This window comes from Prevotella sp. oral taxon 313 (assembly GCF_003043935.1).
Classification (GTDB): Bacteria; Bacteroidota; Bacteroidia; order Bacteroidales; family Bacteroidaceae; genus Prevotella; species Prevotella jejuni.
Genome location: NZ_PYXE01000001.1, coordinates 3,275,167 through 3,298,701, shown reverse-complemented (window position 1 = coordinate 3,298,701; position 23,535 = coordinate 3,275,167). Strand labels below are relative to the sequence as shown.

Below are 23,535 nucleotides of genomic sequence, written 5' to 3'. Positions count from 1 at the left end.
AGACAAGATAAGGTTAACTGGGGAACTACTCGACACCGTTGGGCTATGTGAGAAGCTGTAATATTTGGAGTGATGTCACTGGACTTTCAACTCATCGTCACCCTATAATACTTCAAACTATTTGGGAGATAGGAACAGAAAATACAATAACAGATAGAATATGGATAGGCATAAGAAATATTTTAGGGTCAGACCCTCTATTGAAAGTCGCGTTACTGGGATAAGAGATGGCGTTACCTGCCAGGTTGAGACTCGATTTACTAAATCACAACCTTCATTTATAGATAAAACTGAAAAGGCTTATTTCCAGGATTACTGTAAGTATTTATGGGAAAACAGGAAGAATGACAACTTCCCTTTAATAGACCCTTCAAGAATCAGTAAGATTACATATTATAAAACAAAGAAGGGGGTTAAGGAGACTGATTTCATCTCGAGTCTAACGGATAACTCCTTCAACTTGTTTGACTTTATAGTGTCTGAAGAAACATACAAGCTACTTTTGGAAGCAAACTTACCTATCTATAATAAAATACAAGCTTATATCCCTGAGTTTTCTACTCAAAGGGAATATTTCTTGTTGGGCTTCCCCGAGTTATCGTTAGAGAATGTTGATTATGCCCATTCGGTTATTCTTGACTCCTTCTCAGGCGTCCAATTAAGAATTAACTCCTATGAGGAATATGCAAACAGGACATATAAGTTTACAAAGATGCACAACATACAGCTCAAAGCTGATCATAAATATGATATTATTAAACTACAAAACACAGGCTTATTCTTCTCTAACTCATTGATAGAAGTTATGAGACTCCATAATATCACAGGCTTGGATTATCTTACACAATCTATTATCTTGCCTGTTTAAGATATTTCCTAATGCAGAAAAGAGTAGGATACAACCCTGCAAGACGAGGTAGTATCCAATAATATATCGTAGATTTTTACGTTTAGAATATGAGACAAAGAGTATTACCCTAAGACAGGATAGGAGCCGTTCTACGGTAATAGCAAACAGAAGAAAGTATTGACAATGAGTAACATAACGTGTAAGTAATAATGAAAGCAAAGGAATTAAGGTCTCTCTTTAGAGTCAGTATAGAGAAAGACTTAGCTGATCTACTTTTCAAGTATGGCTTCAAATGGAGACATGGCTCTCTAAAGTTCCAACGAAGTAAGGGCGATTTCGTCCAATCAATATTATTCTTCTTAACTCCTTCCAAATATCCGGACGATAAAAGTATAGGACATATAAGTATCATGATACGTCTTGATTCAAAGGAAATAACTAAAGTAGCAACAACACTGAAAGGCGCTAATAACACTTTTGAAGCTATAGATACTGTCGTAAACATCAATGCGGGCTTTGTTTCTGACACTCAAGCGATAGATTGGCGCCCCACCTCAATTGAAGATATGAATCTTCTCATTGAACAAAAGATTAAGCCTTTTATCATAGAAAAGATAATCCCTTTCTTGGATGAAAGAAGTTCGATGAAGCATGTTCTTAATGATTTTGAAAATCATAATAGATACTTTTTCTTAAATAGTAATGAGGTCGTTGCGCTACTTGCCATAGCCATGTATTGTCTACAAAGTGACTTAGAACGTGCAAGAACAGTTGCTAATGTTTATTTTAAGTCAGATGACATTTATAGAGAGAAGTACAAGAATGTCTTTATGAAGCTGAACACTTGATGTTAGCTTGTAATTTTTATTAAACATAATCATATAGATTTTCCACACAAATGTCCTTAATATAAGGGCCTCATCGGCGCTATATGATACCCTAAGACAATATTTACAACTGTTACATTTGGTAATAATAAACAATAAGAATAAAAATATCTTGGTGCTTTATAACAACATAATACAAGCAATAGTGATGTAAAAGGTGTCAAAATAAAAAACAGAATAAGATGCAAGTAAAAGATATTCATAGTACTTCTGAAACTCCATGGGAGTTCTCTGTACGCCAGAGAATAGGAGATTATATTATCGAGTATAGAGAACTAATAGAGTTTTCTCAAGGTTCACCTTTAATAGGTTCTTTATATATTAATAATGAGAAGATAGGTAAAGAGGAGCTATTTGGTGGCCCGTTTTTACTAAAGAAGAACTATTTATATATACCTAAATATGTCAGAAAGTTATGGATGTCGGGATTTATTTTATGTAAGATAGACCTCAGAACGGGCCAAATGGAAAATATAGGTACGATAAAGTCTTTAATATATTTAGGTTGCAAAGATGAGAGATAATCTATATGATATAATAGACAAGTTGCCATCTAACAAACAATTACTGTTTGGTATAAGTTGCGTGTATAGAATGGAGACTTATCTTCATAAATATTTTGTAAACAAAGAATTGACATCTTTTCTCATTAGATTAATAGATGATATATTCTTTCAATGTACGTCTGAGAGATTTAAGAACATAGCAGATACTATCTCCTTAGATAAAGAAAAGTATATAGAAGAATATATTCCTGATACAGATGATGATGGAAGTTGTGTTGCAGTTCTTGCTCAAAATGTAATGATAGCATTGTCATATTGCTTAAACTTTATAAACGAAGAGGATGTAACTGCTATAGAGTACTGTAGCAAAAAGATGATTGAGACTGTAGATATCTATGCGTTAAGTGTGTTACAGCAAGATAATTCCGATAATCTTATCTCGCAAGAAACAGCAATTCAATTACGTATATTGAATATGATAAAGAATATGAATTGTCATATTAATGAGAATGATATTAACGGTTATAGAAAGCAACTTAAACAATATAAAATGACCTGACTCGGTGAATAATATGGTAGCGATAGACAAAAGGAGGTTACGTTTTAACAATAAAACCGTCCACTACATAGTATAGATGAGTTCTGTCACTTTCGTATGGAATGGTAGTAAAAATGAGAAAAAGCCAAGTGAAACAAAGTACAGGATTGGAGGCAGAAACTAAAGACCTCCTTACAAAGAATATGAATGATGAAGAGGAAGATACCTTTTGCTATAAATTAATAGAAGAAGGAGTTTATGATGTTAACAAGTTAAAGCGTATCATCGAATATGCTTCGACCAACAAGAATATAGACAAAAAGGCTCTCAGATGGATAATTAACTGTGTGGACAGATGTTATATCTATCACAAGGATGAGCATGATTATTATACCATAAAGAATTACTCAATAGAAGAAGAGAATATGTGGGAGGGTGTATGGAAAGAAAGACTATTACAGGTATTAAACGAGTGAACCGGTAGAGAACCTTGTCGAATGGTTGCATGAAGATGCTCTATACACGTCCGTTACAAAACATAAAATGGTGAACGCTATACTGTCATCAGTGATTATATGAGTCATCCTATGGAGATACATAGCGTTTACAGCCATGTTGGTTGATAAACAGACTATGATATATACAGTAATCTCCGTAACCTTAACGCCCGTAGGGACCTCATTATTTTCCGCCAGTTAGGGCAGTGCGAGGATGAAGAGACATGCCTCTTACCACAATAGGTTCAGATATTACAATCCACCTGAGAAGGATTAAACATCTCAATAGTGCTTAGCTGTTTTCCTTTTGTCCATCAAGCTCAGAGGACCACTGCCACAGTTAGGTTGACTAACTCCCAATTAAATTGACTGCCTCTAAGGTTGTAAGTATATAAAATCTTTACTTTCTCAATGCGTCACCCAAAGTCACGCATAAATTAAACTCAACTTTCTTATTTTCAAAAGACACTGTATGATGGCACAAAACATGATGAAATAAGGGCTAAATGATATAAATCAAAGGGATATTAACATCTCAAATATGCCTATAGGGAATGCATCCATTAGAAACAACCTGTGAATATATTTTACATTAATCACAAAGTCTCTAAATGCTATTACAAAGTCCTATTAATTCCTTTGCAATATTTTTATTCAAATAGTTGCGCCGTATTGAATATTATTATATATTTGCAATATCTTAATCAATGAGACCTATAAAGAAAAGAGACTAATGCACAAAGGATTATCTCTAAACACGTTAATCAAAAATAATGATTATGAAATTATACGCTTTCTGTATCACATTCATGCTGTCTCTACTTAGCTGCTTTGGACAAGAGACACATATCATCGAACCGAGTATTCTCGAAATCAGTTATCACACAAAGTATCTTAACAGTTATGATGACTATGCGCTTAGGATAGGGAAAAATGTAAGTGAATACTTTAGCTATCATACTTTGCGCTTCGATTCCTTAGGGAGCAACCCTGAGACGGCTTTGGCAATAATTAATGAAAAGATAAAAGCTGCTCGCAATAATAATAAGACTACCCATAAGGTAGAAAGTCCTAATAGTCGTGATTATCTTTACAGAAATCTTGAAGAAGGAAAAATGACAACTTACACACAGGTATGGGACTCTTATTATAAGATAACAGAAGACATACCCACACCGGAATGGGTTATTCACGAAGACAGTACACGAAATGTCATAGGCTTTAATTGCACAATGGCGACCACGCATTTCCGTGGACGAGACTGGAAGGTGTGGTTCAGTGAGGAGATTCCTTTACCGCTCGGTCCGTGGAAATTAGGTGGACTACCCGGTTTAATCTTAGCTGCACATTGCGATGGCTATTTAGACATAACTGCAAGTAACATTAAAAGAGAACAGTTGTCACCTGTCAAGTTTTATAATTTCTGGGAAAAAAAGTATAAGGATATAGACCGGCTCTCTTATTTAAAAAAGGCTTCAGACCCTACGATCTACCCAAAGAATACAACCAAGATTCCCAAAATGGAGTTAGAATAAGATATAACTAATGAAGAAATATATTATCTTATGTTTGCTTATCCTACTTGTACAGTCAATAAGTGCACAGAGGATAGTGGAAGGTGTCGTTACTGACGTAGGAGGACACCCTGTGTCTGCAGCTATTATCAAGACTGTAGATGCAACCACAAAAAAGACATTACATTTCTGTCAGACAGATACAAAGGGGAAGTTTACCATTACAGCACAAGAAGGTAATATTCTATCTATTTCAGCAATAAGTTATAAAAAGCAGGAATTAAAGGTTACAATGGATATGCCTGCACAGCATATTACATTAGAGGAAGATACGAAAACGTTATCGGAGATAACTGTAAAGGCAAAACCAATTAAGATAAAAGGCGATACGATTCAATATCTACTCACTACCTATAAAAGAGAAGGAGACCGAACATTAGCTGATGTTCTTGCACGTGTCCCTGGCTTTGAGGTGAATAAAGAGAATGGCGAGATACAATACGAAGGTAAGTCTATCAGCAATTTCTATATAGAAGGTATGAATCTGATGGGAGGGAAATATGGCTTGGCAACAAAGTCATTGCCTCAAGATGACGTCGCAACAGTAGAAGTAATGAAGCATCATCAACCTATCCGTGTGTTAGATGATTTTACTTATTCTGACGATAATGCTATCAATATTAAGATGAAACAAGGAGCTAAGGCACGCTGGATGACGACCTATAGCGGTGGCATAGGACTAAAGAGTCATGGAGGATTGTGGAATTTTGAAACCTTTGCCATGCGTCTGAAGCCTTCTTTTCAGACATTTCTCACCTATAAGACAAATAATATAGGTAAGAATATAAGGAGAGAGACGGACAATCTTTTAAGTTTTAATGAGCTACAAAGTCCTTTGTCAGCTATGCTCTCTCTTCCTTCACCATCGCCTCTATTGCTCAAAGGACGTTCATTATTTAACCGCTCACATGCTGTTAGTTTGAATGCACTACAGCGTATAGATGAAAATTCTCAAGTAAACGTACAGATTACATTTGCCAATGACCGCAATGAGGCTACCTCTTTGCGCCATTCAGACTTTTATACGAATAGCGGTATAAAGACAATAGAAAACAGAAAACAGTATTTGGAGAAAAGTAATGACCTCTTTGCAAAGATAAAATACGAGAATAACGCTAAAAACCACTATCTTAAAAATGAGCTTTCTGGTGACTTCTCTTGGAACAAACAATGGCTGAATGAACAGGGAACTCATCCTCATAAGATGATGGGTAATCTTCCGATTTATACATTAAAAGATAATTTCAGTATAATGAAGAAATATGGCAAACGCCTTGTCACTCTGCAATCAAAGAATATAATGGATATACGTCCGCAACAACTATATGTCGATTCGCTGGTGCAGTCTATTAATCAACATTACTATGAAACGAATACAGACGTAAGAGGAAGTTTCAGAATAGGGAGATTTATTCTATCAGGACAAATAGGAGTAAATGCAGGAGAACACCGCTTCGCTTCTGATTTAGTCGGAGTTTCAGATAGTATCGGACTGCTAATGGGCAAAAGCAGCTTTACATTTGCAAGGTTATATGCCAATCCGAGCATTGAATATATGGTGAAGGACTTTGATTTCACATTATATGGCGATATGTCGTACAACCATTATAAGTATAGTTTAGATAATGGTCAGTCTAAAGTTTTATTCTCCCCTAACTTCCATATCAGATGGAACGCTACAGCAACATGGACATTCTCGGCTGATGCATCCATTAATACAATGCAGATAAATGCTGCCCAATTTTATCCAACTTTGGTACTGCAAGATTATCAATATATGAATAAAGGTCTGGCAGGCTATAACCTAAACAAAGAGAAAAGCGTAGGAATAGGAGTTGTTTATAGCGATGCGCTGAAAGGTACTTCTATACGATTACGCATAACAAGATCGTTTGGAATCTCTCCTTATACATCAACCCAAGATTTTGTGGGCAACTATATCGTAGAATCATTGACTTCTGAAGAAACAAAATACAATAGCTGGAGTATGTTCCTAATGGGTTCACAAGGCATAGGCTTTTTAAAAGGAAAGCTAAATGTAAAGGCTTTATATAATGCCATGAATAGTTATATGGTTCAGAATAAGCAACAAATGCCTTACGACACAAAGAACTTAAAAATAATCTCTAACCTTGATATTGGCTTAATAAAGGGTGTCGATTTAGCTTATAAACTTACTTATGGCTTTCACCAGATGAAGATGCCTGCTTTCGGAAAGACGTCTAATCTAAATAGTTGGAAGCATGAGGGAAGCCTTAGACTACCTCTTTGTAAGGTTTTGAGTTTGGAAACTTTGACGGAATACTATCATAACGAGATTGCAAAAAAGGAGTTTAAGGATATGTTCTTTCAAGACTTCACTTTGATATTTAAAGCCAAACACTTTGACTTAAGTCTTGCTTGGAACAATGTCTTTAATAATAAAAGCTATAGCTATGGAATTAATAATACGCTTTCAAGTAGCTTTAGTAATCAAGACATTAGAGGAAGAGAACTGATGCTTAGTTTCTATTATAAACCTTGATAACGAAGTTGATTGATACTACATAAATAAATTTAATATGAGCTGGGATATATTAGACACCATTGTCATAGTACTGATGGGCTTACAACCGATTATTTTCAGAAGCACCATCAGGCCATATTTTTCTGTCAAATTTGAACAAAGAAGACCTAAATCGAAGCTTAATAGTAAAGAAGACTTAAAAGTCTGAAGAGAATAAACATTACAGTCATATTAGCAGATGTTCCAACTTCATCAAGGTGTCAATCAAAGTCACCCATAGATAAAACATAACTAACTGATCTACAAGATACGCTGTATGATGGCACAGAAGCATAATGACGCCAAGGCTTGACTAATCTCAGGTGAATTGTATGCCCCCTAATCTCGTTAGTATAGATTGCTATTTCAGTAAGGTATGGAGTCTCCCAAATGCTGGACGAACCTGACAAAAAGAGCTACACCCTTACTCTGGTAGTCTTACAAAGCCATCAGTTTCTAAAATACTCTTAGAACGTAAAAGTGCTTCTAAGCCCTCTTTTAAAGCTTGTTCTACCTTAGAGCCACGACGTGAAAAACCCAGCCTCTTTGCAACAAGAAGAGTCAGTGCATCGGTCTTGATAGAAAGCTGCTCTCGTACTGTTAGTATGATTGCATTCATTATTTCTATTAGAGGTATTTCTGTTATATCTCTTCCGTGAGCCTGTCTATATCCACTGAAAGAATCAGCACATGCTTTATCTGTCCACAATATCGTTGAGTTACCTATCTCTTGAACAAATAATAGCCTATCAGCAATATCCTTAACCGAGGCCACCAAAGAGGAAGTAACTCTTGCAGTACCTCTATGTACACAGATACATCGACATAAATACATCAGTGTCATTGGCTGTTCACATGCAAGTATCTTTTTTGCAAGAACCTCATCACTCATAGCACCAGTATCTTCCAAACCTTGATACGTATGATAGTCTTTCTCATTGCTTTCAATTTTCTCAACCTTTTCTTTTGTAACATCAAAGGTAGTATTCTTTACGAATGCCTTTTCTAACTTCCCGTTCTGCTGTAGTACCTTTTCAATACGTGCTATAACACGTTCAGGATTATTAATCCAATCGACACTCCACACACGCATTATCTTCCAACCAAGTAAGTTCAAAACAGTTGGTTGGACAATCTCTCTATCTCTTGTAGTCTGCGTATTATGATAGACCTCACCATCGAGTAGAATACCCATAACATAATTGTCATTATTAACAGCATCTGCAATAGCCACATCAACCTTGAAGTTTGAACGCCCTACATTGGTATTTACTATATGGCCATGAGCCCTGAGTCCATCAGCAATCTGCTCAGAGATGATGTAGTCAGAGTTCTCCTTATGATTATTAGAAATATTAATCAGTACTTGTTGCTCCGCATACTCTAAGAAATGTTTCAACCCTTCTACTCCCCGTGCCTTAGTACGTTTCAAATCAATCTGTGATGCTTTCAAAGACGAATAGACATTCATTTCTCTTCTGGCACGGCTTACTGCTACATTCAAACGCTTTTCTCCCCCATTATTATTTAGCGGTCCAAAGTTCATTGATACTCTGCCATCCTTATCTGGACCATAACCAATAGAGAATAAGATGATGTCACGCTCGTCACCCTGTACGTTTTCAAGGTTCTTTACAAAGATAGGCTCGTATAATGCTTCAGCTGCTTCTCGCAGTTTCTTATCCTTGTCGAGCTTTTCAGTTAACAAGTCATCAATTAAGTTTTGCTGTACCTGACTGAATGCTATCACACCAATACTATACTTTGTTTGGTCTTTACTCTGCAATCTTTTGACGATATCTTCTACGATAGTCTCAGCTTCCTTCTTATTAGAACGGCGTCCACCCTTATCATACACACCATCTACATAATAATACTTTACCTTCGTCGTTTGGTCATCAACAGATGGGAATGTGATAAGTTCACCATCATAATACTCATTATTAGAGAAGGCAATTAGCGATTCGTGCTTTGAACGATAATGCCAGTTCAACTGAAGTGATGGTATACCAAGACTATGGCAATCATCAAGAATACTATCAAGATCATCGATATCAGCTTCATCTTCACTAACACTTGTTGATGAGAAGAAACTCGTTGGAGGCATCTGCTTCGGGTCACCTACAACTATTAAAGACTTGCCACGAGCAATTGCACCTATCGCCTCACTTGTAGGCATCTGTGAAGCCTCATCAAAGATAACAAGGTCGAACTTGCTTCGTGATAAATCTAAAAACTGTGCCACGGACATAGGACTCATCAACATACATGGGCAAAGTCTTGGTAATAGTGTGTCAATATTATCAAACAAATCACGGAGCGAGACTCCTCTACCACCATTTGCAATGTTTCTATTAAGGAAGCCTATAGGACTACTATTGTCTATACTGTCTGTCACATGGGGTACATTCGCAGCCAATCGAGCGTAAAGTTCCTTCTGACTGAGTAATTGAAACTCTTCTGTCAGTTTTTTGTAGCGTGAGATTGTCTCGTCAAAGATTGTTCCTTCAAAGGTTCGTAAGACCTGTGACGACGCTATCTTCTCACAGGCAAAATTTCGAAAAACTCGCTTAAAGAAGGCATCCTTCAGTCTATCGGCTGAAATTTCCTTATTTTCAATATATTGAGCGATGATGCCAAGACCCTCAATCTCAAGTTCCTTCTTATAAGCACACCACTGATACCAATCTCGTGCTTCATCTGTATGCTGAAGCCAGTTATCGAGTTTCAGTACATAACACTTCAAGTCTTCATTGGTTGGAAGCTTATCATCATCAAAACTTACGGCAAAATACGTATGTATAACATCCTGTATTGTTACTATCTCATTATGTAATTGCTGATAATTTAGTAATTTAGAGAGGAAAGTATCAATATCTTGCTCAATAATAAGATTATTAAATTGCTTCAACTTAGTTAAGAAACTCCTTTTAGCAAAGAAGCGAGGTAGAAACCACTTAGCCTTGATACTCCTCCACTCGTTATATAACGTCTCTCCATCTTGAGATAACACTTCATCATTGCAATCTCTTAATAATTCAGCTTTTATAGCTTCAGCTTCCAAAAGCTTATGCCTTTCCTCATCACCCTTACGGAGTGTTTCAGATGCTGTTTTGAGTCGTGATGATAGATATCCAACATTGGCAAGGTCGTCGTCTTCAATAGTAAGCCCAAGTAAAGGGTGTTTTGAAGGAGTCCCCGTAATGCTAAGTACAGCCTGGTACTTCTGACTCAATAGATGTGCGTATTTATCCATTTTCTCTATTCGGAACACTTGCTTAAATGCAGCATCGTTCACATCTAAATCAAGCTCTGGCCCATCTATGGATTCATATCTGATGATACTGTCAAATAAAGACATCCCCTCCGGTCCTTTAACATCATGGAGTGCCTCCATATACTCAATCAATTTACACCGTTGAGCATAGAGTTCGTCAGCAATACGTGCATATTCTTTTGGATGTTGAATATGAGTTGCCTCCATAGCCTTCTTCAACTGTTCAAGTACATGACGCTTTGTAATTTTGTTTGAATGCATTTCAAGACAGAATGGACCAAGGTTTATCTTCTCCAAACGCTTCTGTACCACATTCAAGGCTGCCATTTTCTCTGCAACAAACAGTACTCGTTTACCTTGGAACAAAGCATTAGCAATAAGGTTTGTAATGGTCTGCGACTTACCTGTTCCAGGAGGACCATATAGAATAAAAGAGTGTCCCTGACCAGCTTCCATTACGGCTGCCATCTGTGACGAGTCTACAGGGACAGGTAATGCAAGGTCAGATGGCTTCACCTCTTTATCCTTATCTTTCAACTCTGATATTACTTGGCTTGGAGTAAAGGTCAGTTTTTGTTCTACAAGACTACATACTATATTGTTCTCAAGCAGTTCTTGTCTGTGGTTATGGATATCATTCCACATAAGGAACTTACTAAACGAGAAAACGCCCAAGATACATTCTTCTTCTACATCCCATCGTTTTTTGTTCTTAAGCACCTCACGTATGATAGCAAAGATTTTCTTCACATCTACCCCGTGCTCATCTGTAGGTAGGGGATTAAGGCCTGGTATGTTGATTTCAAAATTCTGACGTAGAAATTCTATCAAGGTTATATTCAAAGTAATCTCCTCATCTCGAGTACGAATATAGTAATCGCCTTTTTTATACACCATTTCCACAGGCAGCATTAATATTGGAGCATAACGAGACTTCTCACTTATCTCTGTTTCATACCATCGCAGTGTACCTATAGCAAGGTATAACGCATTTGCACCTGTCTCTTCAATAGCATTTTTTGAAGCTCGATAGATATTCTTCAACGTATTGCGTGTATCTGCCTCCGTTTGATAAGTATGTAACATACGATGTTTAATATCATTTGTTATCAACTCATGGAGTTCTGGCAAAGACTTAGAGCGTACAAGGCGTTTCTCGTCATTAATCTTAAAACTTACATCAGGTTTGCAAGAAATTAGGTATTCCATCCCATCTTGCAAATAGTCTTCTACCAGGTCAATATCAAATGAAATAAATTGAATAGCCTTCTGCCTTAGATAAAGATTCAACATTGAGTTACGCAAAGAGAAGTCTAAAAGTTTGCGCTCCCAGATATCCAGCTTGGTTATCTCACGTTTGTTGTCCATTAGCATACTCAGATCAAAACGCGAGTGTTCCTTTACATTTAGCATACACTCATCATGACTTGTTCCCTCTACAGCAACCTCCCATACACCATTATTCATGACACGCTGTGGAAGAGGACGCACTTGTTCAAGTCGACATCGCTTGATATCAATGAACATCTCAAAGATTGCCGTATTGGCAAGATTCTTTATGGCTAAACTCTGAGCATCTTCAAAGGTAGTAGACTCTGCTGTAATTTGTGTACATTCAAGTACAAGCATCTCATCGATGCCGTCAGAACATTTCTTCTCTATATACGAAGCATCGTCACAAACACTATATTGACAACAGTCGTCGACTAACCAAACAGCAAGGTAAGCATGCCCTTCTTGTAGTACAATACCACTATTGAGCCCTATACTTTCAAGTACACTTGCAAAGAGTAGCGTAAGTTCTATGCAGTTCCCGACCTTAGAAGCCAGGACTTGGTCAGGCAGTGTAATACGTTGTCCAATGACTTCATACGATGCTGGAGCAGAACGGTATACAATACCCTCAGCATGGAGTGCACCATACACAGCAGCCACCTGCTTTCGTACTTCATTTGAATTACCTGTCTGATATGCTGTAAATGCAGAAGCCCCCGACACTTCCTTCAACTTACTGGCTGCCTTAGCTATAATATTGTTTACAGCGGGATGATTGGGCGTAACAAACGAAGCAAGACATTGCGGTAGAATACTGGTTCCCAACCATTGGTCGTATGGCATTATATCTATGTCATAACTATGAGTAAACACTATCTTCTTTGCATCTGACAGCGCATCAGCATATACATTGATGGTAAATGTGGACGTAATCTTTTCTGTTACCAAAGCTACCTCTGTTGGCTTCAGAGATAAGCTCATACCCTGTAAACGAATTGACTTACCAGTCTTAAGTGATGCGATGATGCTTGAACGAAAGTCTTGGAAAAAATCACCAGAACATTCTATTATTATATCCCTTAAATCATCAGCCTTGTCATTACAAAGCTCAACTGACTGGCATATTGCTACCCCGTTATTAATTAAGGAATAATTGATAGATGGTAGATATTCTATATTGATAGTTGCCATAACGATTTGATAATTTGTAGATTTTGTTACTTATACCAATATTAATTACTTGGGTTTACGGACTTATTGGATTTAGACATTAACTGCCAAATATTATATGCTTATTACATAACCATTGAGAAAGATATTACAACGGTCACTTGGTTATACCCCCTCTATAATACTAACGCTGTCAAAGGTGTTTATCTTATCAAACTAAAGTACTAACCTGCAAATATAGTTATTTGTTTTTATATCTCCTCGTATTATGCTTGTAAATATACTATTGGTACCAGATAATTCTATGAATAACATAAATCTACCATCATCTCCAGTTATATACAGGTCTTAAAGCTTGTTTAAGATTAAGCAATAGATGGATGGATAGAACTTCATAAACAGTAAGGAAACTACCTACGTGAGAGCTTGAAAGCATTCTCTAACACAAAACTTTACGGCTGTATAGTTATCGCAAGGCTACCCAAAGAACATTACTCTAATTGCTTTCACCATTATTACTATCATATCAAAACAAAAGTGTCCTGTTGTTTCAAGTGAACCTAAAGGCTTTATAAGTTGTAATGTGGTAAAAAAAACCTGTTGACCTATATAACTATGTGGGAATAAGAACGCACCCTACGACACATCTTATGCGTTGTCCTTTAAGAGATGGAATAGTTTCCCGCTCTCATGAAATGCTACAATAATACCATTATAATTTTGATTTCAAGTTGCTGTCACTTTTAACATTTCAAATAAACTCATTATAAATCAATTAGTTGTAACGTCATCTCTAATGACAGAAATGACAGGAAATATTATTCTGGAGGATTTGGTTTGTCGTAGGACATTCAAAATTTCGTGCGAGCTTATTAGGTATATGAAGATTAGTTGGTTAAGAAGAAATATAAAGGTTTACTGAAAAGCAAGGGATGCTACTATCAAGACTTATCACCGTAGCACTTAAAATATAGCATGAATCATTTATGTTCGTCTGTTATCGTTAGACATAACATACCAAGCGAGATAACGAGAATCACTACTTAAAGGTGTCTCATTATTCTAAAGAATATGACCCAAGGTAGCCTATCGAAATCAATAAAGGTACAACATGACGAAGCAAAAACACTTAACTGAGTACTACCAAGAAAATAAGAATTCATGCTCCGACAATAGATTAGAGAACGTCTAATTGACATATCAGAGACTTACTTCTTCGGAACGAAAGTCTCCCATGTCTGATCATCAAAGAATATACGAATCTCTGTGATGCGTCGTTGCGGCTTGTCAATATATTTTACCTCTGTACGAGAAGGGATTTTATACATATTATCATTATATGGTAAACTTCTCTGTTCTGTCTCTACCAGTGGTGGAGTTGTAGAATTAGAAAAGTCTAGCGTGCCTTCAGAACTTCTAGGAGTCATGGTTGCAGCCTCTCCTGTAGAAGAATTAGGCTCAGCGGTCTGATCCTTAAACATTGGACCTTGTCCATACAAAAGCCAATCAAGATTAATCTTTGTAAACTTACTCTTGATAGCTTCAACAGTATTAAGAGTCGGTTTTGTTCTTCCAGTAAAAATACTACTGAGAGATGCAGACGAGATTCCTATGAAATCTGAGAAAGTTTGCTGAGTCATGTGCTGACTCTCCATAAGCTGTCTTATTCGATCTTTCATTTCAAATTCTATCGTTTGTTAGTAAATAGAGGAGTTTTTAGGCTGATTAGCCACTCTTCTAACAACTATACAAAGGTAAACATAATATTTTATATACCCAAATAATAAGTTGAATAGATTATGTTTGTATATCTAACTTTTAATATTTACATTTTACAAACACAAAATAGCAAAAGTGTGCATGCGCCTTATACATTTACAAAGTAACATATACAAACCTATAGAGTACAGAACAAATAAATAAACCAGAACTACTAAATTACTGGTTATAAATCACATTATTAAGCATATCTAAACCTAAATAGTACAAATATGCGAATTATAAGGGAATAAAAGAAGGGTTAGGTAACTAAAACAATATTATATTCTTATAATGTACTGATATATTAGTATTTATATGCCATAATTAGTACGTGCATAAAAATACATCTCGATTAATAAAAGTAAATATACACATTTACATAACAAGATAACACACTTATGTGAGCAATAAATAACTTTATTATGTTTACATTTGTATTTACAAATATAAATGATAATGCTCATTTGTAGTTTCCAAACTCTACATAATTAAAGTAAAACAAGTGTGAAAATTAAATTGAGCATTGTCGAAAATTATCATTTTGAGCGTTATTAAAGTATTTGCGAACTGGGGGAAAGATGCAGGAAAATACGCGAAAAATGAATAGGGTAATTTCGCCTATTACGCTATTAATCAAGATAAAACATAAAAAAAGCACTCTTTTCAGAGTGCTCCTTTTAGCTTAAAATAATATGATTTTAGACTGGGAAAGAGTGATTTTACGGCTAAAAATATATCAAATTACCCTCTATTTCTTAATGAAGAATAAAGAAAATGAGCTCTTTCATCAAATCTCCCGCACCAGTATTAGGATTATCTAATCCCTTACTCTTTCCATCTATGTCCCGAATCTTAGAAATAATGTCCATCGTTTTACGTGCAGAATAGTTTTTTAATCCTATAATATAATCCTTCGCTCCCCATGTATTACGTAAATCCAAAGCAGAAGCTATCCCTTGTTCTGTACCTCTCTGAGGAGTATAATGAACTATCATAAGATTCTGAAAATAAGAAAAGAGTAATGGAAGGAAAGAATAAAGAGAACCAGCTTTGGGATTATTGTCAAAATATTTCACAATCTGATTAGCCTTGAAATAGTCCTTCTGAATAATAGCATTTCTAAGTTCAAAAGCATTAAAGTCCTTACTTACCCCTATCTCCTTTTCCACCACCTCTGGTGTTACGCGAAGATTATCTGCCGGAAGAGATATAAGCACCTTATTCAACTCGGAAGTGAGTCGACTCAAATCAGCTCCAATATGATCGGCTACCATCTGGCATGACTTGGGATCAATACTTACATTTCTTTCCCTTAAGTAACTTTGGATAAAATCAGGGAGCTGATAGTCGCGCAACTTCTTACTTTCAAAAACAACCCCTACTGTCTGTGCCAATCCAACAACCTTCTTACGTGCATCAATTTTCCCATTCTTATGACACCATACAAGGATAGTTGATTTTACAGGATTCTTGAGATACTTCTCCAAAGCTTCTAAAGAACGGATATTCTGTGCTTCTTTGACTATTATTACTTGAAACTCGGCCATCATAGGATAACGCCTTGCCATATCAGCTACCTGAACGGCTGTAACATCTGAACCGAAGCAGATAGTTTGGTTAAAGTCTCGTTCTTCAGGAGAAAGAACATGCTCTGCTATATAACCAGAAATCTGATCGATATAATAAGACTCTTCGCCCATTAACATATAGATGGGTGCATACTTCTTATTCTTCAGATCCTGCATTATACTCTGAAATGTTGGTCCTTGCTTTGTTGGCATTTACTTTTTTATTAACTTTGCATAAACGATAAACCGTGATACGACCTAAGAGAACAACGGCAATAAGTCCATACTGACAGAAGGTGCTCTAAAGGGTTACACCTCCCGAACCTCTTACGACACGGTCTTTCATGCAAAGTTAATAGAAAAGAGATAGAAAACAAAATTTTCATTTGACTTTCGCCATACCCTTCCACCTTATTATATATAGGATATTTAGTTATGATACAGCTCAACCTCCCTCCTTACCAGCTTAGAGTAAGGGAGACAAACGGACGAAAGCAGATTCTTGATATACTCCGCAGAAAATATGTAGCACTCACTCCAGAGGAATGGGTGCGACAACACTTTATTCATTATCTTATTGACCACAAAGGCTATCCTGCTCCCCTACTTGCTAACGAAGTTCCACTACAAGTTGGCGAGAAGAAAGTTCGTGCTGATAGTGTGCTTTACGATAATCAGCTTCGTCCGAGGATGATTATTGAATACAAAGCACCTACCATACCATTAACACAAAAAGTATTTGAACAGATATCTGTTTACAACCTCCTACTCCATGTTGATTACCTCATTATATCAAATGGTATAGATACCTATATCTGCAAGATGGATTATGACAACCAGACATACACGTTTCTTGAGGCAATACCAGACTATCAGGACATCTAGTCCAATTTTCCACATTACCACCTCCATAATAGGATTAAAACAACCAACAAGCTGACTGTATCTTAAGAAGCCAACTGAGCTTAAAACAACAACTCCTCCCTAAGTAAGAAAGTCTACATACGAGCATCTGAGTATCATTACTTCTCACGGTCTCTATTCCAAGAGACCATGCCTTGTTTTTTATAGGTTCAAAATCAGTTCATAAACATCTCTTCCTAAGCGATCTTCCCTCCGATAATAGGCAGAAAAAATAGTGATAACTCAATTTTTCTTCACCTTGATTTTGTCTATCATCCTTCCATCACAACTACCAGATATTAGGTATTCAATTACCGAAAAATGCAAAAGAATAAGCCTTAATACAACTTTCTTTCTACACAACTAGCAGCAGAATCTTTATCCTCATAGCGTGATATAACACATTTCTAACAAGATCCTACTACCATTTCATCACCCATCACCACAAATCATCACCACCCAACATTCAACATCCAAACCCTAAACGCATAGAGGGAACAAAAAAGAAAGAAAGACAATTCCTATTACTACAAGACATCGTAATACTCTTATGAACAACTAAGGTCAGTTCCCCAAACTATCGTTTGACATCTCCTTTTGTCCCTATCACTCCCTCTGAGCATATAAACAATTATTCTTCAATTTATTGACAGGATATCTTAATCTGCCTGCAAACATAAATAAAAGAGTAAATATAGTACTGAGTTTGTCGCCTTCGTTACTATTATCATGCCATATATCCTTTGCAATAATCTCCCAGATAGCAAAATTCACATGGCATTACCGATAAAAGATATAAACTTTGGCATTATCTTTGTATCATAATAATAATAAGACTTTGAGTTAAAGTAACATTGAAAAAAAGAAAAGAATATGGCAATCGCAAAGTGGATTGGTGGCGCATTAGGTTGGATAATTAGCGGAAATACGCTGGGTGCCTTAGTTGGCTTTTACATAGGTAGTTTACTCGACATAGCGCTTTCAAATGGAGAAGACCTCCCTTTTAGTGCAAATAAATATAGAGTATATGATGAACAAGACCATTTTGACGATACAAATTCTTTCGAAGGAGAGCGAAATTCCTTTTTACTTTCTATGCTTGTCCTTTCCTCCTACATTATAAAAGCCGATGGTAAGATAATGCACTCTGAGATGGAATATGTACGCCAGTTCCTTCGTGTAAACTTTGGTGAACAGGCTGTCAGCCAAGGAGAAGCCATTCTACTGAAGTTATTTGACGTACAAAAGCAGCAAGGACCGGTCCAATTCCAGGAGACCATTCGTAAGAGCTGTGTTGAGATTCGCTTCCACACAAGTGTAAGTCAACGTCTTCAATTACTTAACTACCTTGTCATCATCGCAAAAGCTGATGGTGTAATAAGCCCAGAAGAGGTTGCTGCACTGAAGGAGGTAGCCCTATACATAGGACTTTCTATGCAAGATGTTGAGTCTATGCTCAACTTAGAAAGCGGCGCAGAAGCAAGTAGCAGCATTGAAGATGCCTATAAGGTGTTAGGGGTTTCTCCATCAGCAACTGATGATGAGGTTAAAGCAGCCTATCGTAAGATGGCACTAAAGCATCACCCCGACCGTGTGGCAACCTTGGGAGACGACATACGGAAGGCTGCAGAAAAGAAATTCCAAGAGATTAACGATGCTAAAGAGAGAATCTTTAAGGCAAGAGGATTGTGAGTAAAGTAGACGAGTTGATGGTAAACAGGTTGACAAGTTGATGGTAAACAAGTTGACGAGTTGATTGTAGACGAGTTGACAAGTTGATAGTGAACAAGTTGACAAGTTGATAGTAAATAGGTTGGCAAGTTACAGTTAATTAGAATATTACTATTGCCTACTATCATCATTTTTAATAAGAAACAATCATATAATTGCACTATGGCAACAAGACTAAAAATAAAGACAACAGAAGGTGATATCACCATTCGCCTCTATGATGAGACCCCGAAACATCGTGACAACTTCCTCAAATTAGTGAAAGAAGAATATTTCAACGGAACAATCTTTCACCGAGTAATAAAGGATTTCATGATACAAGGCGGCGATCCTGATAGTAAAAACGCACCTAAGGGTAAGATGTTAGGAACAGGTGGACCAGACTACACCATCCCTGCGGAGTTTGTTTATCCACAATACTTCCACAAACGTGGTGCCTTGAGTGCAGCCCGTACGGGTGATGAAGTTAATCCTAATAGGGAAAGTAGTGGTAGTCAGTTCTACATTGTATGGGGAAAGACTTATAAGCCTACTGAACTAAAGCAGATGGAACATCAGATGGCAATGCAACAAGAACAGTTGGTTTTCAATCAGCTTACCAAGGAGCATCATGAAGAAATCATGAATTTAAGACGTAATCGTGACCGTACAGGACTGCAGGAGCTACAAGAGAAACTGATAGAACAGACTAAAACTATCTGTAAGCAACAAGGGAAGCCTGCCTTTACGCCAGAGCAAATAGAGGCTTATACGAACGTTGGTGGTACTCCTTTCCTCGACAATCAATATACTGTCTTCGGTGAGGTAGAGGAAGGACTTGATATTGTTGAACGCATCCAAAACTGTGATACTGACCGCAATGACCGTCCAACAGAAGATATCAAAATTAAGAATGTAGAATTACTATAGTTTTACAAGTAAAGACTTTACAACTAAACACAATCCCTTATCTGACTATCTCACAACGAAATAACCAGATAAGGGATTACTCTTTTATAGGGAAGGCTGACTATTTCGCAATAGCGAGATAGTGTGACAACCGCTCAAAGTTCTTTTGCTTAGTAGCATCAATAATCAAAAAGATATCTATCAGCCACCAAATATAGCACCCTCCAAATGTCAGTAGTTTACCAACACCTATTCCTGTGTCACCTATATAAAAACGATCGACACCCAATACTCCAAGAAATATTGACAGAATAATCGCCACTGTAGGCTCACTCATTTGATTCGTAAATGCCATTATCTCTTCTGCACTTACATTAGAGCTCTCCAATCTTGCACGTACACTCGGAATACATCCCGCAGGTATCTTAGAAGAAAGCAATACCAATATGCTATTAAGTTGTTCTGATTCCATAATATTTACACGAGGTTGAATAGTTAATACATTAATCCATTTGAGGAGGGAAGTCTTATATATCCACTATATCTTTAATATGTTCCTTACAATAAACCAAATAAAGAAGAGGATTATATACAACCATATAAGCCGTCTATCTTCTATTACCTTAGTCAGACTATCCTTAGCCTGCCCTTGTGGGAGTAAGGCACGGACACCAAACGACAAGATGTATGGTCCAGAAAACAGAAGGAAATAATTATAATGGATTGCTTCTAAGAAATGCCCTTGCAATAGAGCATGCAATGCACGCTGTATACCACACCCAGGACACTGCAACCCTGTTACGAGCTTAAACGGACATTTAGGCGTCCATAACGTCGTAACAGGGTTATAGAAATAATATAGAGTTAATAGGAAGGCTACCAAACAGAGCCAACCTATAGACTTTACACTACCTTTCAAGATTTAATGAGCGCCAGAGAGTGACCCAAGAGCTGCCAAACCACCGCAGAAAACAAGGTAAAGAATAGAAACTATCGCACCTCCAACAATACCGATAATACTCCACTTCTTAGCATCATTAGCTGCTAAATTAGCTTCATCGTATTGCTTCATCGCATAGTAATCATTCACTTTCATAGCGCGAATAATCGCATAAATACCTGCTGGCAAACAGCAGCACACTGTTGTGAAAATCGCAAGAGCCAAATAGTTATTTGGCCTAGGAGTATTCATTTCTTCCATAACTTTTTTTGAGTCGACTCCCCATGGACTTTATTTTATTGTTTATTATTGAACCACATTGCTAATACGATGGGGAAGTCTTGATAATCATCGCTTCACAGATGGGCCACAGTTTTTGCTTTATTTCTTTATTGTGGACAAATTTAAGTATTTTCGAGTAAATACACAAGCACAAAAAAGAATAATCCTCTTATAGAAAACAAATATATTACATTTTAAGTAAAAATAACATCTAATTATTAATATTCTACCGTCTTACTCATTTATGTGAAAGCCTATATATACAAGGATATTTGAATCTTGCACCGCTTAAGCGTTTCTCATCAAGGCTAACAAGCCCCTTCTCAGATAGAGGACATAAATTTATGACACAGAAGACACCTACAAAAAATAATCGGGCCAGAATCTATATAGACTCTAACCCGACTTCTTTTTTATATTCTCCCAATTAATCTTTCTTTCAAACTACTTGCGTAGTTATAGGTCTGAACCATTCTTTATGCCAGACAGTTCGCACGACCTATATTATATTCACTAATGCCATGTGTCAAATAATGAACTAACTTACGCATAAAACTCATATTCTTTACTTTCTTCATCATAATGTTTCCTTTCTTTACTCTGAGTTATACAATCTTTTTTTTGTGTTCCCTACTGAGACTGAAGCCCTTTCAGTGGCAACCTCTTGTTATCTTTATGAGGTGCCGTTTGTGTTGTTTTGTGCTTGCAAAGTTAGTACACTTTCCAATATCTGACAAAGAAAACTTGCTTTTTCAAGCTGTTTTTTCATCAATAATTGACTGACGTCAATGCTATTGACACGTATCAAACGACCTGATTGATTTACGTCAACGCTTTGGATTGATGTATATCAATTTACCAAGCCACCATGATTATGAAAAGGAGTTTCTACCCATAAACAAAGTGATAGAACTTGCAAAACTAAAACAGAACCTCTCCGTATTTGCTTACATTAGTATCGTAATTAGGCTGTATGAGGTAAGTTATATTCCGACAACGTGAAGTATCACTTTGAAGCGTAGCCTACTATTTCCTTAAGGAACGGCTGTTTTATGTAACAATTAATTTCTTATTTTACAAATAAATGTTATCTTTGCAACGAGAAGAACTTTAGCGTTTGTATAAACGTTGAGGTAGATATGCCTCATCAGAATAGAGGCCAACCTAAATAATAGAATTATCTAATTATTAAACTTAATATATTAAAGACTATGAATCGTAACTTTCTTTTAGCATCATCGCTATTCTTATTTCTATCATTGATGTCCTGTAATGCGCAGCGCAATAAGGGACTGTGTTGTGGACATAAACCTGACTCAGCTGCAATAGTACTAAACAATCAGGCAGTAAACGCATATACATATCGGTCGAACTCACCTGACTCCGTGAAAAAGGCGTTGACCCTACTCGACAATGCTATAGCAAAGGATTCTGACTACCAACTGGCTTATGCAAATAAGGCGACTTACCTCAATGATCAAGGCAATGTTACGCAGGCATTAGAGACGCTAAATGCTTATCTCAAGCGTAACCCAACAGAGCCTTACACACTTCTTGGTGCAGGTATGTTCTATGAGAAGATGGGAAACAAGAAGGAGGCAATGGACTACTACAAGCGTGCTGAAGAAAACTTCAAGAGACTCTACGAGGAAGATCATAACAGTGCACACGAGATAAACCGCTATTTAGCTATCAAGTTGATAGAGGGACCTAAGAGGATTAAGGCTCTGTATGAGGCTGAGAGAGACCACCTTGCTTCAGACGAAGAGAATCGTAAAGCGAATGATACCTTTGTGATGTCTATTATTGAAACTCCACGTGAAGAGTTTATAAAGTAGACAGTTACAGTATTTTTCAAGAGTAGTGACTGGTGGACGAGTAACAAGTTTAACCCGTCAGAAACTAAGTAAACAATAAATGAAAAATAATACTACTGCTTAAAGGGAAATGGTAGAGAGGAAAAGAGAAGATGAGCTTATCTCCCATAACAAAGCAAGATAAAGGGGGATGAAACGCTAAATGTACAGACTGAAATTGTAGGAGAATTTCGGTAATCATTCCTTTCTCTGTTCAACCATAGGCTGAACAGAAAACAAGAGGAGGCCTAACTGCATTCGAGAACATGCCCTTCTTGCACGTTGAAGACGCCTTTCTTGAGGCAAGAAGGGCGTCTTCTTCATGCGTATTGGTAACATATTGATTTATTGAAGGTTACAAACGCAACTGTAGAGGATTTCACACTCCTACTTTGAAAGAATATAGCTCGACCCAATGTGATGATATTTTACGATTTTACTGACTTTGCTTAGAACTGGAATGATTACTGAGGTTCTTTATAGAAGA

Annotated in this window: 17 protein-coding genes; 11 read left to right on the top strand and 6 right to left on the bottom strand. The window is 36.8% G+C overall.

All coding sequences use genetic code 11. The features are described from left to right. Window positions 1-160: 160 nt before the first annotated feature. The 7 genes from AXF23_RS12895 (at window position 161) to AXF23_RS12865 (ending at window position 7,376) form a co-directional block, all read left to right on the top strand. Window positions 161-868 carry a hypothetical protein gene (locus AXF23_RS12895; protein WP_089365884.1) on the top strand — a complete coding sequence of 236 codons (708 nt, stop codon included), beginning with the start codon at window positions 161-163 and terminating at the stop codon, window positions 866-868. A gap of 191 nt (window positions 869-1,059) precedes the next feature. After that, window positions 1,060-1,698 carry a hypothetical protein gene (locus tag AXF23_RS12890; RefSeq protein ID WP_089365885.1) on the top strand — a complete coding sequence of 213 codons (639 nt, stop codon included), beginning with the start codon at window positions 1,060-1,062 and terminating at the stop codon, window positions 1,696-1,698. 221 nt (window positions 1,699-1,919) lie between these two features. Then, entirely contained in the window at window positions 1,920-2,261 is a 342-nt protein-coding gene (locus tag AXF23_RS12885; RefSeq protein WP_089365886.1) for a hypothetical protein, read from the top strand. Then, on the top strand, window positions 2,251-2,802 hold the full coding sequence (locus tag AXF23_RS12880) for a DUF416 family protein (protein ID WP_107625577.1): 552 nt from the start codon (window positions 2,251-2,253) through the stop codon (window positions 2,800-2,802). Before AXF23_RS12885 ends, AXF23_RS12880 begins: the two co-directional genes overlap by 11 nt. Before the next feature lie 113 nt (window positions 2,803-2,915). Then, the gene (locus tag AXF23_RS12875; protein WP_233251307.1) at window positions 2,916-3,257 is read left to right on the top strand and encodes a hypothetical protein; all 342 of its coding nucleotides are present in this window, start codon (window positions 2,916-2,918) and stop codon (window positions 3,255-3,257) included. 794 nt (window positions 3,258-4,051) lie between these two features. Next, window positions 4,052-4,813, top strand: coding sequence for a GLPGLI family protein (locus AXF23_RS12870; protein ID WP_233251306.1), 762 nt, complete (start codon window positions 4,052-4,054; stop codon window positions 4,811-4,813). Window positions 4,814-4,823: 10 nt separating this feature from the next. Further along, window positions 4,824-7,376, top strand: a complete 2,553-nt coding sequence (locus AXF23_RS12865; protein ID WP_107625576.1) for a peptidase associated/transthyretin-like domain-containing protein — start codon at window positions 4,824-4,826, stop codon at window positions 7,374-7,376. Window positions 7,377-7,821: 445 nt separating this feature from the next. Here the strand turns inward: AXF23_RS12865 and AXF23_RS12860 are convergent, their stop codons facing one another. The 3 genes from AXF23_RS12860 to holA form a co-directional block, all read right to left on the bottom strand. Further along, window positions 7,822-13,140, bottom strand: a complete 5,319-nt coding sequence (locus AXF23_RS12860) for a DUF4011 domain-containing protein (protein WP_107625575.1) — start codon at window positions 13,138-13,140, stop codon at window positions 7,822-7,824. 1,187 nt (window positions 13,141-14,327) lie between these two features. Continuing rightward, complete coding sequence (locus AXF23_RS12855) at window positions 14,328-14,798, bottom strand: helix-turn-helix domain-containing protein (RefSeq protein ID WP_107625574.1); 471 nt, start codon at window positions 14,796-14,798, stop codon at window positions 14,328-14,330. An 837-nt stretch (window positions 14,799-15,635) separates the two neighbouring features. Further along, window positions 15,636-16,661, bottom strand: coding sequence for a DNA polymerase III subunit delta (holA, locus tag AXF23_RS12850; RefSeq protein ID WP_107625573.1), 1,026 nt, complete (start codon window positions 16,659-16,661; stop codon window positions 15,636-15,638). 222 nt (window positions 16,662-16,883) lie between these two features. Here holA and AXF23_RS12845 point away from each other — a divergent pair, with 222 nt between their 5' ends. The 3 genes from AXF23_RS12845 (at window position 16,884) to AXF23_RS12835 (ending at window position 19,991) form a co-directional block, all read left to right on the top strand. Beyond that, complete coding sequence (locus AXF23_RS12845) at window positions 16,884-17,333, top strand: type I restriction enzyme HsdR N-terminal domain-containing protein (protein WP_089365893.1); 450 nt, start codon at window positions 16,884-16,886, stop codon at window positions 17,331-17,333. Between the two features lie 891 nt (window positions 17,334-18,224). Beyond that, entirely contained in the window at window positions 18,225-19,043 is an 819-nt protein-coding gene (locus AXF23_RS12840; RefSeq protein WP_107625572.1) for a DnaJ domain-containing protein, read from the top strand. Window positions 19,044-19,244: 201 nt separating this feature from the next. Further along, complete coding sequence (locus tag AXF23_RS12835; protein ID WP_107625571.1) at window positions 19,245-19,991, top strand: peptidylprolyl isomerase; 747 nt, start codon at window positions 19,245-19,247, stop codon at window positions 19,989-19,991. A gap of 100 nt (window positions 19,992-20,091) precedes the next feature. On the opposite strand, the gene AXF23_RS12830 is transcribed toward AXF23_RS12835, so the two are convergent. The 3 genes from AXF23_RS12830 to AXF23_RS12820 all read right to left on the bottom strand — a co-directional run bounded on the left by AXF23_RS12830 (window position 20,092) and on the right by AXF23_RS12820 (window position 21,171). Further along, entirely contained in the window at window positions 20,092-20,442 is a 351-nt protein-coding gene (locus AXF23_RS12830; RefSeq protein ID WP_107625570.1) for a TM2 domain-containing protein, read from the bottom strand. 66 nt (window positions 20,443-20,508) lie between these two features. Beyond that, window positions 20,509-20,853, bottom strand: a complete 345-nt coding sequence (locus tag AXF23_RS16500; RefSeq protein WP_255413688.1) for a DUF2752 domain-containing protein — start codon at window positions 20,851-20,853, stop codon at window positions 20,509-20,511. A 39-nt stretch (window positions 20,854-20,892) separates the two neighbouring features. Next, window positions 20,893-21,171 (bottom strand): CD225/dispanin family protein, encoded by a 279-nt coding sequence (locus AXF23_RS12820; protein ID WP_009011593.1) that lies wholly within the window; start codon window positions 21,169-21,171, stop codon window positions 20,893-20,895. A 1,232-nt stretch (window positions 21,172-22,403) separates the two neighbouring features. Here AXF23_RS12820 and AXF23_RS12815 point away from each other — a divergent pair. Further along, a complete protein-coding gene (locus tag AXF23_RS12815) occupies window positions 22,404-23,030 on the top strand; it encodes a tetratricopeptide repeat protein (protein WP_107625569.1) in 627 nt (208 codons plus the stop codon). Window positions 23,031-23,535 lie beyond the last annotated feature (505 nt).

Excerpts from the sequence above, each read along its gene's own strand:
- AXF23_RS12865 (WP_107625576.1), top strand. The coding sequence starts at position 4,824 with ATGAAGAAATATATTATCTTATGTTTGCTTATCCTACTTGTACAGTCA.
- AXF23_RS12845 (WP_089365893.1), top strand. The coding sequence starts at position 16,884 with ATGATACAGCTCAACCTCCCTCCTTACCAGCTTAGAGTAAGGGAGACA.
- AXF23_RS12890 (WP_089365885.1), top strand. The coding sequence starts at position 1,060 with ATGAAAGCAAAGGAATTAAGGTCTCTCTTTAGAGTCAGTATAGAGAAA.
- AXF23_RS12835 (WP_107625571.1), top strand. The coding sequence starts at position 19,245 with ATGGCAACAAGACTAAAAATAAAGACAACAGAAGGTGATATCACCATT.
- AXF23_RS12860 (WP_107625575.1), bottom strand. The coding sequence starts at position 13,140 with ATGGCAACTATCAATATAGAATATCTACCATCTATCAATTATTCCTTA.
- holA (WP_107625573.1), bottom strand. The coding sequence starts at position 16,661 with ATGCCAACAAAGCAAGGACCAACATTTCAGAGTATAATGCAGGATCTG.
- AXF23_RS12820 (WP_009011593.1), bottom strand. The coding sequence starts at position 21,171 with ATGGAAGAAATGAATACTCCTAGGCCAAATAACTATTTGGCTCTTGCG.
- AXF23_RS12830 (WP_107625570.1), bottom strand. The coding sequence starts at position 20,442 with ATGGAATCAGAACAACTTAATAGCATATTGGTATTGCTTTCTTCTAAG.
- AXF23_RS12885 (WP_089365886.1), top strand. The coding sequence starts at position 1,920 with ATGCAAGTAAAAGATATTCATAGTACTTCTGAAACTCCATGGGAGTTC.
- AXF23_RS12895 (WP_089365884.1), top strand. The coding sequence starts at position 161 with ATGGATAGGCATAAGAAATATTTTAGGGTCAGACCCTCTATTGAAAGT.
- AXF23_RS12855 (WP_107625574.1), bottom strand. The coding sequence starts at position 14,798 with ATGAAAGATCGAATAAGACAGCTTATGGAGAGTCAGCACATGACTCAG.
- AXF23_RS12875 (WP_233251307.1), top strand. The coding sequence starts at position 2,916 with ATGAGAAAAAGCCAAGTGAAACAAAGTACAGGATTGGAGGCAGAAACT.
- AXF23_RS12870 (WP_233251306.1), top strand. The coding sequence starts at position 4,052 with ATGATTATGAAATTATACGCTTTCTGTATCACATTCATGCTGTCTCTA.
- AXF23_RS12880 (WP_107625577.1), top strand. The coding sequence starts at position 2,251 with ATGAGAGATAATCTATATGATATAATAGACAAGTTGCCATCTAACAAA.
- AXF23_RS12815 (WP_107625569.1), top strand. The coding sequence starts at position 22,404 with ATGAATCGTAACTTTCTTTTAGCATCATCGCTATTCTTATTTCTATCA.
- AXF23_RS12840 (WP_107625572.1), top strand. The coding sequence starts at position 18,225 with ATGGCAATCGCAAAGTGGATTGGTGGCGCATTAGGTTGGATAATTAGC.